The organism is Roseomonas sp. USHLN139, assembly GCF_037145735.1.
In the GTDB taxonomy this organism is placed as follows: Bacteria; Pseudomonadota; Alphaproteobacteria; order Acetobacterales; family Acetobacteraceae; genus Pseudoroseomonas.
Genome location: NZ_JBBCWY010000006.1, coordinates 330,424 through 342,850, shown reverse-complemented (window position 1 = coordinate 342,850; position 12,427 = coordinate 330,424). Strand labels below are relative to the sequence as shown.

The window sequence follows — 12,427 nt, the reverse complement described above, 5'->3', positions numbered from 1 at the left end:
GGCGGCGCGCCTGCCCAGGGGTCGCTCGCGCGGAGGTCAGGCCGCCGCGGGCAGCGGCAGCCCCAGCCGCGCCGCCAGGACCGCCGGGTTGGGGCGCAGCAGGTCGGCCAGGCTCTGCCCGTCCAGCACCGCCAGGAAGGCGGCCAGCGCCTCGCCCAGCAGCCCCTGCAGCCGGCAGGCATCGATCAGCGCGCAGCCGGCGCCGGTCGCCGGGTCCTGGAAGCAGGCGACCAGCGCCATGTCCTCCTCGGTGAAGCGCACCACGGCGCCGACATTGATCGCCTCCGCCGGGCGCGCCAGCCGCAGCCCGCCGCCCTTGCCGCGCGTGGTCTCGATGAAGCCGCCGCGGCCGAGATTGTGCACCACCTTGACCAGGTGGTTCTCCGAGATGCGGTGCGCCGCGGCGATCTCGCGGATCGAGACGCGGCGATCGGTCCGCAGCCCGAGATAGATCAGCGTGCGCAGCGCATAGTCGGTGTGCAGGGTGAGACGCATTTCGAAGATGTAGGGGATTTACATCTTCAGGCCAAGCGGGCATGAAGGTGCACGGCCGATACATCTTCAAAGAGGTTGCCATGCCCCGCCCGCTCTCGCCGCAGACCCTTGCCACCGTGAAGGCCACGGTGCCGGCGCTGGAGGCGCATGGCCTCGACATCACCCGCGCCATGTATGCCCGGCTGTTCCGCGACCCGGCGATGCGCGACCTGTTCAACCAGTCGCATTACGGCGCGACCGGGTCGCAGCCGAAGGCGCTGGCCAATGCGGTGCTGGCCTATGCCCGCAACATCGACAATCTCGGCGCGCTGACCGGGGCGGTGGAACGGATCGCGCAGAAGCATGTCGGGCTGAACATCCTGCCGGAGCACTATCCGGCGGTGGCCGAGGCGCTGCTCGGCGCCATCCAGGAAGTGCTGGGCGCCGCGGCGACGCCGGAGATCCTGGCCGCCTGGGGCGAGGCCTACTGGTTCCTGGCCGATCTGCTGATCGGCCGCGAGGCGCAGATCTATGACAGCCAGGCCAGCGCCCCCGGCGGCTGGCGCGGCTGGCGCGACTTCGTGGTCGCCGACAGGATCCGCGAGAGCGAGGTCATCACCTCCTTCCTCCTGGCCCCGGTCGATGGCGACCCGGTGCTGCGCCACCGCCCCGGCCAGTACCTGACCTTCTGGCTGGAAATCCCCGGCCAGGCGCCGCTGAAGCGCAACTACAGCATCTCCTCGGCGCCGGGCGGCACCGCCTATCGCATCAGCGTCAAGCGCGAGCCGCAGGGCACCGCCTCCGGCTGGCTGCACGACACGGTGGAGAAGGGCACGGTGCTGAAGGTCGCGGCCCCGGCCGGCGACTTCTTCCTGCCCGACGCGCCGCCGCGGCCGGTCGTGCTGCTCAGCGGCGGCGTCGGCCAGACGCCCTTCCTGTCGATGCTGCAGGCCGCCGCCGCGCAGCCCGGCGGGCCGGCGATCCATTTCGTCCATGGCACCCTCTCCGGCGCCACCCATGCGCTGGGCGCCGAGGCGCGCGCCCTGGCCGCGGCCTCGGGCGGCCGTATCCAGGTGACCACCTTCTACGAATGCCCGCGGCCGCAGGACCACGGCCATGACGTGGAGGGCCGCATCACCGCCGAATGGCTGGCGGCCAACACGCCGCTGGCGGGCGCCGACTATTATCTCTGCGGCCCGCGCGACTTCCTGCGCGGCCTGGTCTCGGCACTGCGCCGGCTGGGCGTGCCGGCGGCGCAGATCCACCACGAGTTCTTCGGCCCGGCCGACGAGCTGCTGGCCGCCTGAGGGAGGAACGCCGCGATGCCCTGGACCGACCGCCGCCTCCTCGACCTGTTCGGCATCGACCTGCCGATCATCCAGGCGCCGATGGCCGGCAGCACCACGCCCGAGATGGTGATCGCCGTCAGCCAGGCGGGCGGCCTCGGCTCGCTGGCCTGCGCCGCCTACAGCGTGGATCAGGCGCGCGCGGCGGTGGCGGCGATCCGCGCCGCCACCGACCGTCCCTTCGCCATGAACTTCTTCTGCCATGTCCCGCCGGCGCCCGATGCGGCGCGGGCGGCGGCCTGGCAGGCGGCGCTGGCGCCCTATTACCGCGAGCTCGGCCTCGACCCGGCGATGCCCACGCCGCCCGGCGCCCGCGCGCCCTTCGACGAGGCTTTCTGCGCCCTGGTCGAGGACGTCCGGCCGGCGGTCTGCAGCTTCCATTTCGGCCTGCCGGAGCCCGCCCTGCTGGCGCGGGTGCGGCAGACCGGGGCGCGCATCCTCTCCTCCGCCACCACGGTCGCCGAGGCGCGCTGGCTGGCGGCGCGCGGCTGCGATGCCATCATCGCCATGGGGCTGGAGGCCGGCGGCCACCGCGGCCATTTCCTGTCGGACGATCTGGCGACCCAGCTGGGCACCTTCGCGCTCCTGCCGCAGGTGGTGGATGCGGTGTCGGTGCCGGTGATCGCGGCGGGCGGCATCGGCGATGCGCGCGGCATCGATGCCGCCCTGGTGCTGGGCGCCGCGGCGGTGCAGCTCGGCACCCTCTACCTCTTCACCCCCGAGGCCAGCATCCCGGCGCCGCACCGTGCCGCGCTGCGCGAGGCGGCGCAGCGCGAGACGGCGCTGACCACCCTCTTCACCGGCCGCCCGGCGCGCGGCTTCGTCAACCGGCTGATGCGCGAGCTCGGGCCGCTCTCGCCGCTGGCCCCCGCCTTCCCCACCGCCGGCGGCGCGCTGGCGCCGCTGCGCGCCGCCACCGAGCCGGCGGGCTGCGGCGACTTCATGAGCCTCTGGGCCGGCCAGGCGGCGGCGCTGGGCCGCGAGATGGCGGCCGGCGCGCTGACCCGGCGGCTGGCGGCGGAGGTGCTGGCGCGGCGCGGCCAGGCCTGACGCCGCGCCCTCAGCCCAGGTCGTGCAGGTCGCGGCCGAGCGGCGGCGTCACGCTGAAGCCGCTGAAGCCGACCTGCAGCCCCTGCCCCTCCGGGCTGCAGGCCATCGGCCCGACCAGGCAGGGGCCGCTGCCGGGGAAGCTGCAGAGCCGCAGCAGCGGCCAGCGAATTCCATCGGCGGAAGCCTGCAGCCGCAGCACCCCGTCTGCCAGCGTGGCGCGCAGCCAGAGATCGCCCGGATCGCCGCGCCAGGGGCCGGTCGCCCAGTCGGAGCGGCCAAGCGTCAGCACGCTGCCCAGCAGCGCCTCTCCATCCGACAGCTCGATCCCCGCCTTGATCCACTGTGCCGGCCCGCGCCGCAGCATCAGCCCGGCCTGGTCGTAGAGCGCCGCGTAGCGGCCCTGGACGCGCAGCGTCGCGGTGAAGTCGCCCTCGACGGCGCGGCCGAGGAAATGCCCGCTGTCGCGGGTGAAGCCGTAATGCGTCTCGCGCCAGAAATCGCTGCCCGGCGCGGTGGTGAGGCGGAGCCCGTCCGCCGTCGCCGACCAGGCGGGCGGCGGGTTCAGCCAGGCACATCCCTCGAACATGTCTCGTCCCCCCTGCTGCGGCTCGCATCATCGCCATCCGGCGGCGCGGCTCAAGGCAGCGGGCCGGCCGGGCAAAATTTCGATACTTTTAAGAAACGGTCTGTTTTGCTTTTTTTGTACTGGCATTGCCGTGCAACGGGTGGTTGATTGCCGCGGCTGCCGGCGAACCTTCCTGGAGCGTCCCGTGACCCACGCGCATGCCGGCCTGCAGGGGCTGACCGTCCTGGTGGGGGAGCCCGGCCCCGTCCGCGGCAGCGCCCTGCATGACGCCCTGACCACGGCCGGCCTGCATGTCATCGGGCCGATGCGCGACGCCGCCTCGCTGCGCGAGATGCTCGATGTCTTCGTCGTCGATGCCGTGCTGGTCAATGCCCTGATGCTGCGCGGCCCCGCCGCGCCGGCGCTGCCGCCGCTGGCCGCCGGGACCGGGCTGCTGGTCTTCGGCAGCCCGGCGATGCTGGCCGCCATCCCGCTGCCGCCCGGGGCGCGCCGGCTGGCCGGGCCGGCGACGCCGGCGGCGCTGCGCCGCAACCTGGGCCGGCTGCTGGCGGCGCGGCCGCGGCCGGTGTGAGGGCGAACGGCGGGCGGCCGCGACTTTACGGATGGCGGGACGCCCCGCATTCTCCCGGCCAACACGATCCCGGGAGCACCACACCATGTCACGCATCCGCCACGCCCTCAGCGCGACCGGCCTGGCGCTCGCCGCCACGCTGGCCAGCTGGGCCGCCGCCACCCCCGCCCGGGCCGGCGCCACGCTGGAGGCGGTGCGCAGCCGCGGCAGCGTCACCTGCGGCGTCAACACCGGTGTCGCCGGCTTCTCGCAGCCGGACAGCCAGGGCGTCTGGCGCGGGCTGGATGCCGATCTCTGCCGCGCCATCGCCGCCGCCGCCACCGGCGACGCGACCAAGGTGCGCTTCGTGCCGCTCTCCGGCCAGCAGCGCTTCCCCGCCCTGCAATCGGGCGAGATCGACGTGCTGGTGCGGCAGACCACGGCGACCATGGGGCGCGACACCGCGCTCGGCCTGCGCAGCGTCGCCATCAACTTCTATGACGGCCAGGGCTTCATGGTGCGCAAGGACGCCAACCTGTCGCGCGCGGCGGAGCTCGGCGGCGCCACCATCTGCGTGCAGCAGGGCAGCACCACCGAGGGCAACCTGGCCGACTGGGCGCGCGCGGCGAAGCTCACCATCACCCCGGTGCTGTTCGAGCGCATCGACCAGGTGGCCACCGCCTTCACCGCCGGGCGCTGCGACGCGCTGACCACCGATGCCTCGCAGATCGCCGCCGTCCGCGCCTCCTTCCCCAATCCGGGCGACTACACCGTGCTGCCCGACCGTATCAGCAAGGAGCCGCTGGGCCCGATGGTGCGGCGCGACGACCAGGAATGGTTCGACCTGGTGCGTTGGGTGCTGAACGCGCTGATCGAGGCGGAGGAGCTCGGCATCACCGCCGCCAATGCCGAGGCGCGCCGCGCCAGTGACAGCGCGCCGGCGGTGCGCCGGCTGCTCGGCGCCGACCCGTCGCTGGCGCAGCCGCTGAAGCTGCAGCCGAGCTGGGCCTATGACGCGATCCGCGCCGTCGGCAATTACGGCGAATTGTTCGAGCGCAATGTCGGCCGCGCCACGCCGCTGGGGATGGAGCGCGGGCCGAACGCGCTGTGGACCGCTGGCGGGCTGATGTACGCCTGGCCGCTGCGCTGAGCCGCGGCCGTTGCATCGCGCCGCATCTTCCGGCGCGGCGCGATGCAACGCGGGCGGGCCTGGCGGGTTGATGGCAGGTCGGTCCCCAAGCTCGACGCCCCTTCGCCGCCACCCTTGCCGGGTGGCGGTTTTTTTTGGCGCCTCCCCGCCCGGCGCCGCCGCATGGACCCGGGCGCCGTGACGCCGTATTGGCCAGGCTGACGGCATCAGGCCGCGGCCCCCCCGGGTCGACCGCGCCCGCCGGCGCGGCCGGCCCCGGCCGGTGGACAGGAAGGAGACGGAATCCCATGAACCGACGTGACCTGCTGGCGGCGGCGACGCTGGCCGGCGGCCTGGCGGCCTTCCCGCGGCTGGCCCGCGCCAATGGCGTGCTGCAGATCGGCATGGCCGGCGCCTTCACCACCATCGATCCGCATTTCTTCCATGCGACGCCGAACCACACGGTCGCCATGCACATGTTCGAGCGGCTGGTCGACCGCGCGCCGGACGGCACGCTGATCCCGGGCCTGGCGGAAAGCTGGACCCTGCTGGACAGCACGGTCTGGGAATTCCGCCTGCGCCCGCGCGTGACCTTCCACGACGGCGGCGCCTTCACCGCGGACGACGTGGCCTTCACCTTCGACCGCGCGCCCAAGGTGCCGAACAGCCCGGGCGGCTTCGGCACCTTCCTGCGCGCCGTGGCGCGGCTCGAGATCGTCGACCCGCTGACCATCCGCGTGCACACGCACCAGCCGGCGCCCGACCTGCCGGCCAACCTGACCTATATCGGCATCGTCTCGCGCCGCGTCGGCGAGGGCGCCAGCACCGCCGACTACAATGGCGGCAAGGCGGCGATCGGCACCGGCCCCTATCGCTTCGTCTCCTTCACCCCCGGCAGCCGGGTCGAGCTCGCCCGCTTCGACGGCTGGTGGGGCGCGAAGCAGCCCTGGGAGACGGTGACGCTGCGGCTGCTGTCGAACCCCGCCGCACGCAGCGCCGCGCTGCTGTCGGGCGACGTGCAGGTGATCGAATCGCCCTCCGTCAGCGACCTGCCGCGGCTGCGCGAGACGCCGCAGGTCAGCGTCGCCAGCGTGCCCGGCATCCGCTGCATGTACCTGGTGCCCGACTTCTCGCGCGAGGGCGAGAGCCCCTTCGTGCTCGGCCAGGACGGCAAGCCGCTGGCGAAGAACCCGTTCCGCGACCGGCGGGTGCGCGAGGCGCTCTCCCTCGCCATCCAGCGCAGCGCGCTGGCCGAGCGCGTCATGCTGAACACCGCCGTCGCCACCAACCAGTGGATGCCGGAGGGCAGCTATTCCCACGCGCCGAAGATCCGCGTGCCCGAGGTCGACGCGAACCGGGCGAAGGCGCTGCTGGCCGAGGCCGGCTTCCCCGAGGGCTTCCGCCTGACCCTGCACACGCCGAACGACCGCTATCCCAATGATTCCCGCCTGGCCCAGGCGGTGGCGCAGATGTGGACGCGGATCGGCGTGCAGACCACGGTGGAGGCGCTGCCCTGGAGCAGCTTCTTCGGCCGCGGCAACCGCCAGGAATTCGCCATGGCGCTGTGGGGCTGGGGCAGCCCGACCTTCGAGGCCGGCTACATGCTGACCAACTGCATGGCGACGCAGGACCGCGCCCGCAACCGCGGCGCCTACAATTACGGCCTCTATTCGAATCCGGCGCTGGACACGGCGATCTTCGCCGCGGTCGAGGAGATGGACGCGGCGAAGCGCGAGACGCTGCTGGTCGCCGCCGCAGAGCAGGCCATGGCGGAGGTGCCGATCATCCCGATCCTGATGCTGGAGAACCTCTGGGCGGCGCGGCAGGGCTTCCGCCTGCAGCCGCGCCGCGACGAGCGCACCCTGGCCATGGACATCGCCCCGGGCTGAAGCACCGGGGCGCGCGTCGATCCCGCCGTCAGACGGCGGGGTCGACGCCGCTGTCGCGATAGGCGGCGTGGAACTTCGGGTCGTTCAGCGTCGCCAGGAAGGCCTGCGCCGCTGCGCGATGCGGCGAGCCCGGCATGACGCCGGCCGAGAAGGAGGAGACCTTCTGCAGCGCCTCGGGGAATTTCCCCACCAGCTCGATGCCCTTGACCACCAGCAGCTCGCTGACCTGCTGCACGGCGAGGTCAGCCTCGCCGGTCACCAGCTTCTCGGCGGTGAAGCCGGCCGGGATGACGGTGGCGCGGGCGCGGACCTCCGCGGCGATGCCGAGCCGCTCGATCACCGTCTCGAAATGGATGCCGCTGGCGCCGGCGCGCGAATAGCAGACCGAGCGCGCCGCCAGCAGCGCCGCGCGGAAGTCGTCGGGCGTGTCGATCCTCGGATGCGGCGCGCCCGCGGCGACGGCGAGGCCGAGGCGCGAATGGGCGATCTCGACGCGGGTCGCCGGATCGACCTTGCCGTCGGCGATCAGCTGGTCCATCGATTCGCGGATGGCGACCAGGATGTCGGTCTCGGCGCCGGCCTTGACCTTCTCCATGATCAGCGTGGTGGGCAGCCAGTCGACGGCGATGCGGTGGCCGCTGCGCGCCTCGTAATCGGCGACGATGCCGCCCTCGAAGGCGCCGCGCACCGCCAGGCCCGACCAGATCCGCACGGTTTCCGCGGTGACGTCGCTCGACATGCTGCAGGCCTTTCTGTTGCGGCGCGAAGCCGGCGGCCGCGCATCCCGTTTCCCTCGCCCCCGCCGACAGCTCGCAGCGGCCGTTCCGGGGGCGGCTTCACAGACCATGGCGGGCCCCGGGTGTCAACGCGGCCCCCCTGGCGGACGGCCGCCCGGCTTGGAGGCGGCGGCCGGATATGCCACGACGGCCGCAACGCCACGCCCGTCACGAAACTGGAAGAAGAATGTCCAAGCGGATCGTCCTGCTGCACGCCACCCCGGTCGCCATGGCGCCGATCCAGGCGGCCTTCGCCGCGCTCTGGCCGGAGGCCGAGACGGTCAACCTGCTGGACGACGCGCTGTCGCTCGACCGCGCGCGCGAGGCGACGCTGAGCGAGGCGATGATCGAGCGCTTCGTGGCGCTCGGCCAGCACGGCTTCCGCAGCGGGGCGGATGGCATCCTGGTCACCTGCTCGGCCTTCGGCCCGGCGATCGAGCGGCTGGCCGAGGCGCTGCCGGTCCCGGTGCTGAAGCCGAACGAGGCGATGTTCGAGGCCGCCATCGCGCAGGGCCAGCGGATCGGCATGCTGGCCACCTTCGCCCCCTCGATCGGCACCATGACCGAGGAGTTCGAGGAATTCTCGGCGCGCAGCGGCGGCACGGCGCAGCTGACCACGCTGCTGGTGGAGCAGGCGATCGACCGGCTGAAGGGCGGCGATGCCGAGACGCACAACCGGCTGGTCGCCGGCCGGGCGCCGGAGCTCGCCGGGTACGACGCCATCATGCTCGCGCATTTCTCCACCTCGCGCGCCGCCGCCGCGGTGCGGCAGGCGGTGGACGTGCCGGTGCTGACGGCGCCCGAGGCGGCGGTGCAGCGGATGCGCGCCCTGGTCGAGGCGGCGGCCTGAGCGCACCCCCCGCGCAGCGCCCGGCGCCGCACACCTCGGCGTGAGGTGCCGGCGCGACTCTGCGTGGGCATGTTCACTTTCTGTTCTTTCTGATAGACCCGGATGCAAGGGGCCTGCAGGGGTGCAGAAAGAGGGATGCGCGAGCGTGGGATTCGACGCGGGATGCGATGCGGGACGTGACGGACACCGGCTGCCCGGCGCCACGGCGCGGGTGCTCGACGGCCACCTGGCGCCCTGGCGCGGCTGGATGGCGCGCTCGCGCTGCCTGGACGCCGATTGCCCGCCGAACCGGCTGATCGCCGTCGCCGACATCCTGGCGGCGCGCGGCGATGTCACCCTGCTCGGCATGGCGGAGGGGCTGCGCTGCCATGCCTGCGGCGCCAAGGCCGGCAGCGTCAGCCTGGTGCTGCGCTCGCCGGCGGGCGAGATCGTGCAGCCGCTGCGCGGCGGTGCCGCGCTATTCGGGCACCGCGCCTGAGGCGCGCACCACCGGCGCCCATTGCGCCACCTGCTGGCGGACGAAGGCCTGGGCATCGTCCAGATAGGCCTCGCCCGGCGTGCTGGACAGGTCGGCCAGGCGCTGGCGCACAGGGGCCTCGCTTTGGGCGGCGCGCAGCGCGTCGGCCACCGCCTGCAGCACCGGGCGCGGCGTGCCGGCCGGCGCCGCCAGCCCGGCCCAGCCATCGGCGACCACGCCGGGGAAGCCCAGCTCGGCGAAGGTCGGGATCTCCGGGAAGAGCGGCGAGCGCTGCGCGCCAGAGCTGGCGAGCGCGCGCATGCTGCCGGCGCGCAGGAAGCCGCTGGTGGCGGTCAGGCTCTCGATGATGCCCGGCAGGGTGCCGCCCATCAGGTCGGCGCCCGACTGGGTCAGGCTGCGATAGGGGACATGCTCCATCGTCGCGCCGGCGGCCTGGGCTAGCTGCACCCCCAGCAGATGCGCGACCGAGCCGACGCCGGTGGTGCCATAGGCCAGGCCATCGGCGCGGCGCGCGGCGGCCAGCCAGTCGGCCAGGCTGCGCATCGGGCTGTCGGGCCGCACGCAGAGGATCCAGGGCGTCTGCAGGATCATGCCGATATGGGCGAAGTCGCGGTCGGCGTCCCAGGTGATGCGGTCGCGGTAGAGCGTCTGGCCGATCGCTAGCCCGCTGATGGTCGAGACCACCAGGGTATAGCCGTCGGCCGGCGCGCGCGCCGCGGCGGTGGTGCCGATGGTGGCACCGGCGCCGGGCCGGTTCTCCACCACGATGGTCTGGCCGAGATGGCGCGACATCGCCTCGGCGAAGACGCGGGCGACGATGTCGGTGGCGCCGCCGGTGCCGAAGGGCACCAGCAGGCGGATCGGCGCGCGCTGCGGCCAGGCGACGTTCTGCTGGGCTGCGGCCAGGCGCGGCGCGGCCAGGCCCAGGCCGGCGGCGGCCAGCAGGCCGCGGCGGGAGAGGCGGGAAGAGATCATGCGGTGCTCGCAGCCCCGCCGGCGCCGGTCAGCAGCAGGACGGGGATCATGAGGTGGGACAGCACGCGGACGGGCGTCAGGTGGTCGTCGTGATAATGCCCGGCGCCATGCAGCAGGTTGACCTGCCCCAGGCTCCGGCCGCGCCACAGCACCGGCATGTTCAGGATGCTCTCGCAGCCGAGCGCGAAGATCTTCTCGTGGTCGGGAAAGTCGCGGCGCAGCTCGGCGGCGTCGCGGCCGATATAGGGTCTTCCGCTCTCCGCCACGCGGCGCTGGGTGGGGGCGTCGGCAAAAGCCTTGCGCGCGCCGACGGGGAAGAGTTCCGGGCGGTTGCTGTGGATGCGCTCGGCGACGCCCTCGGCATGGTGATAGACCAGGACCGAGAGGAAGCGATGGCCGACCGCCTGCTGCAGCGCCGCGTCCAGCGCCTGCAGCGCGGCCCGCGGCTGGTCCGGCGCCGCCAGCGCGTCGAGGACGGCCTCGAGGCTCACGCCGCCACCCGGCGCAGCGGCAGCTCGAGCGCCGAGCCGGCCTCGCCGCCGAGCTGGAGGCTGAGCAGCGGCGGCCGGCCATGCGGCACCTGCACGCAATGGTCGGCATCGGCGCCGGCGAGGGAGAGGCGGAGCCGGCTGCCGGCGCGGAACACCCAGGAGACCGGCAGCAGCGGGATGCGGATGCGCTCCCCCTGCCCCGGCACCAGCGGCGCCGCATCCTCGCGGCGGAAGCTGCGGAAGGGCCAGCTGGTGCGGTAGTTCGCGGGCGCCGGGCTCTCCTGGCGGTGCAGCGCGCGCAGCAGGCCCTCGGTGACGTAGCGGACGGTGCCGTCGGCCTCGACCTCGGAGAGATAGGCGAAGAGCGCGGCATCCGGCTCGCTGCAGGCGAGGTGCAGGTCGGCGAGGCCATGGCCGGTCAGCTCGGTGTCCTCGGCCAGCGGCGCCGAGCTCCAGCCGATCAGCCGCGCCTCACGCTCCTGCCAGTCGGCATAGTAGGTCGTGCTGTTGATGCCGGCGATGCGCTCGTAGCGGGTGCCGTGGCCGCTGCCGGCGGCGAAGTCGGCGCGGGTCTCGGCGATGGCCGCGACGGCGGGCGCCGCCTCGGCCAGCAGGCCCCCGGGCGCCAGGTGCAGCCGGCGGGTCTCCGGCAGCGGCGGCCAGGATTCCGCCGCCATCCAGGTCTCGGCATGCAGGCCGAAATAATGCACGCGGGCTTCCTGCTCGAGCCCGGTGTCGCGGCCGAGGAGATAATGGTCGAAGAAGCGCAGCACCTCGCCGAGCAGCGCGAAGTCGGGCACCTGCTGGTGGCGCCAGGGCGAGACGTTGCAGCGCGCGCCATGGTCCCAGGGGCCCAGCAGCAGATGCACCGGATTCCGGTCCAGCGTCAGGAAGCGGGCGATGGCGCCATTGGCATAGCCGGCGCCGTCCATCCAGCCGGAGACCGCCAGCACCGCCACATCCTCGCGGATGCCGTCGCACACCGAATAGGGGCTGAAGGCGGCGGAGGAGAAGGAGGGGTCGTAGGGCAGCGGCTCCTCGCGGAAGCGGAACTCGCCCATGAAGTCCGGCTGGCGGAAATTGCCGAGATGCTCATGGATCGCCTGCGCCAGCAGCGTGCCGTCCGGGTCCTCGTCGACCGGATGCGGGCCGGCGAGATCCGGATTGGCGTAGTAGACGAAGTTCTTCAGCAGGTCGCGGCGGTCATGGTCCATGGCGACCATCAGCTCGTCATAGCTGCGCGCCAGCTCCTTCAGCAGGATGCCGCCGGGATAGTAGTTGTCGGCATAGGTGTCCCAGACGGCGAAGAGCGGCGCGATGGCCCTGACCGCCGCATGCCCGGTGCTGGCCAGGAAATCCGAGGCAGCGCCGGGATAGGAGATGCCGGTGGCGCCGATGCGGCCGTCCGACCAGGGCTGCGCCACGATCCAGTCGGCGATCTCGCGGCTGTCCTCGCGCTCGCGCGGCGAGCGGAAGCTGTCGCGGGTGCCGAAGCTGGCGCCGGTGCCGCGCACATCGACCACCACCACCGCATAGCCGCGCGGCACGAAGAGGTTGATGAACTTCCCCGCATTCGGCGTGGCGTCGCCGGCGCCGCCCGGGCGCAGCGCGAAGCGGCGGTAATAGGGCGTCAGCACCAGGATCGCCGGCACCGGGCCGGTGGCGCCCTGCGGCCGCCAGACATCGACCGCGATGCGGCAGCCGTCGCGCATGGTCAGGTAGCGGGACTCCGGCTGCTCCGGCAGCGCGAAGGGCGTCGGGCGCCCGGCCAGGTAGCGGCCGGGCGGCAGCTTCCAGGCGGTGCTGCCGGTATCGCTGTCGGACATGTCGCTC

The 12,427-nt window shown here is 73.3% G+C and carries 13 protein-coding genes; 7 read left to right on the top strand and 6 right to left on the bottom strand.

Features of this window, described 5'->3' with window-relative positions; genetic code table 11:
* Positions 1-36 precede the first annotated feature (36 nt).
* The gene (locus WFI16_RS18275; RefSeq protein WP_419899278.1) at positions 37-495 is read right to left on the bottom strand and encodes an RrF2 family transcriptional regulator; all 459 of its coding nucleotides are present in this window, start codon (positions 493-495) and stop codon (positions 37-39) included.
* Positions 496-575: 80 nt separating this feature from the next.
* Between WFI16_RS18275 and hmpA the strand changes: the two genes are divergently transcribed.
* Positions 576-1,781, top strand: a complete 1,206-nt coding sequence (gene hmpA, locus WFI16_RS18270) for an NO-inducible flavohemoprotein (protein ID WP_419899277.1) — start codon at positions 576-578, stop codon at positions 1,779-1,781.
* 15 nt (positions 1,782-1,796) lie between these two features.
* A complete protein-coding gene (locus tag WFI16_RS18265) occupies positions 1,797-2,870 on the top strand; it encodes an NAD(P)H-dependent flavin oxidoreductase (RefSeq protein ID WP_419899276.1) in 1,074 nt (357 codons plus the stop codon).
* Between the two features lie 10 nt (positions 2,871-2,880).
* Here WFI16_RS18265 and WFI16_RS18260 read toward each other — a convergent pair whose 3' ends face one another.
* Entirely contained in the window at positions 2,881-3,456 is a 576-nt protein-coding gene (locus WFI16_RS18260; RefSeq protein WP_419899275.1) for a DUF1349 domain-containing protein, read from the bottom strand.
* A gap of 184 nt (positions 3,457-3,640) precedes the next feature.
* On the opposite strand from WFI16_RS18260, the gene WFI16_RS18255 reads away from it, so the two are divergent.
* The 3 genes from WFI16_RS18255 to WFI16_RS18245 all read left to right on the top strand — a co-directional run bounded on the left by WFI16_RS18255 (position 3,641) and on the right by WFI16_RS18245 (position 7,024).
* Positions 3,641-4,027 carry a hypothetical protein gene (locus tag WFI16_RS18255; RefSeq protein WP_419899274.1) on the top strand — a complete coding sequence of 129 codons (387 nt, stop codon included), beginning with the start codon at positions 3,641-3,643 and terminating at the stop codon, positions 4,025-4,027.
* 85 nt (positions 4,028-4,112) lie between these two features.
* On the top strand, positions 4,113-5,156 hold the full coding sequence (locus tag WFI16_RS18250) for an amino acid ABC transporter substrate-binding protein (protein WP_419899273.1): 1,044 nt from the start codon (positions 4,113-4,115) through the stop codon (positions 5,154-5,156).
* Positions 5,157-5,443: 287 nt separating this feature from the next.
* The gene (locus WFI16_RS18245) at positions 5,444-7,024 is read left to right on the top strand and encodes an ABC transporter substrate-binding protein (RefSeq protein ID WP_419899272.1); all 1,581 of its coding nucleotides are present in this window, start codon (positions 5,444-5,446) and stop codon (positions 7,022-7,024) included.
* 28 nt (positions 7,025-7,052) lie between these two features.
* On the opposite strand, the gene WFI16_RS18240 is transcribed toward WFI16_RS18245, so the two are convergent.
* Positions 7,053-7,763 carry a molybdate ABC transporter substrate-binding protein gene (locus WFI16_RS18240; RefSeq protein WP_419899271.1) on the bottom strand — a complete coding sequence of 237 codons (711 nt, stop codon included), beginning with the start codon at positions 7,761-7,763 and terminating at the stop codon, positions 7,053-7,055.
* 224 nt (positions 7,764-7,987) lie between these two features.
* On the opposite strand from WFI16_RS18240, the gene WFI16_RS18235 reads away from it, so the two are divergent.
* Both WFI16_RS18235 and WFI16_RS18230 read left to right on the top strand, forming a co-directional pair.
* Positions 7,988-8,650: an aspartate/glutamate racemase family protein gene (locus tag WFI16_RS18235; RefSeq protein ID WP_419899270.1), complete on the top strand. Its 663-nt coding sequence runs from the start codon at positions 7,988-7,990 to the stop codon at positions 8,648-8,650.
* A gap of 145 nt (positions 8,651-8,795) precedes the next feature.
* Positions 8,796-9,128 (top strand): hypothetical protein, encoded by a 333-nt coding sequence (locus WFI16_RS18230; RefSeq protein WP_419899269.1) that lies wholly within the window; start codon positions 8,796-8,798, stop codon positions 9,126-9,128.
* Here WFI16_RS18230 and WFI16_RS18225 read toward each other — a convergent pair.
* From WFI16_RS18225 to WFI16_RS18215, 3 genes are read right to left on the bottom strand one after another with little or no spacing between them, the layout of a single operon-like run.
* Positions 9,108-10,103 carry a Bug family tripartite tricarboxylate transporter substrate binding protein gene (locus tag WFI16_RS18225; RefSeq protein WP_419899268.1) on the bottom strand — a complete coding sequence of 332 codons (996 nt, stop codon included), beginning with the start codon at positions 10,101-10,103 and terminating at the stop codon, positions 9,108-9,110. The genes WFI16_RS18230 and WFI16_RS18225 overlap by 21 nt on opposite strands.
* Positions 10,100-10,594 carry a GAF domain-containing protein gene (locus WFI16_RS18220; protein WP_419899267.1) on the bottom strand — a complete coding sequence of 165 codons (495 nt, stop codon included), beginning with the start codon at positions 10,592-10,594 and terminating at the stop codon, positions 10,100-10,102. Before WFI16_RS18220 ends, WFI16_RS18225 begins: the two co-directional genes overlap by 4 nt.
* Positions 10,591-12,420, bottom strand: coding sequence for a CocE/NonD family hydrolase (locus tag WFI16_RS18215; RefSeq protein WP_419899266.1), 1,830 nt, complete (start codon positions 12,418-12,420; stop codon positions 10,591-10,593). The genes WFI16_RS18220 and WFI16_RS18215 overlap by 4 nt, the downstream gene beginning before the upstream one ends.
* Positions 12,421-12,427 lie beyond the last annotated feature (7 nt).

Bases quoted from the DNA above. Each gene is read 5' to 3' on its own strand.
- hmpA (WP_419899277.1), top strand. From the start codon at position 576: ATGCCCCGCCCGCTCTCGCCGCAGACCCTTGCCACCGTGAAGGCCACG.
- WFI16_RS18265 (WP_419899276.1), top strand. From the start codon at position 1,797: ATGCCCTGGACCGACCGCCGCCTCCTCGACCTGTTCGGCATCGACCTG.
- WFI16_RS18245 (WP_419899272.1), top strand. From the start codon at position 5,444: ATGAACCGACGTGACCTGCTGGCGGCGGCGACGCTGGCCGGCGGCCTG.
- WFI16_RS18215 (WP_419899266.1), bottom strand. From the start codon at position 12,420: ATGTCCGACAGCGATACCGGCAGCACCGCCTGGAAGCTGCCGCCCGGC.
- WFI16_RS18240 (WP_419899271.1), bottom strand. From the start codon at position 7,763: ATGTCGAGCGACGTCACCGCGGAAACCGTGCGGATCTGGTCGGGCCTG.
- WFI16_RS18260 (WP_419899275.1), bottom strand. From the start codon at position 3,456: ATGTTCGAGGGATGTGCCTGGCTGAACCCGCCGCCCGCCTGGTCGGCG.
- WFI16_RS18250 (WP_419899273.1), top strand. From the start codon at position 4,113: ATGTCACGCATCCGCCACGCCCTCAGCGCGACCGGCCTGGCGCTCGCC.
- WFI16_RS18275 (WP_419899278.1), bottom strand. From the start codon at position 495: ATGCGTCTCACCCTGCACACCGACTATGCGCTGCGCACGCTGATCTAT.
- WFI16_RS18235 (WP_419899270.1), top strand. From the start codon at position 7,988: ATGTCCAAGCGGATCGTCCTGCTGCACGCCACCCCGGTCGCCATGGCG.
- WFI16_RS18225 (WP_419899268.1), bottom strand. From the start codon at position 10,103: ATGATCTCTTCCCGCCTCTCCCGCCGCGGCCTGCTGGCCGCCGCCGGC.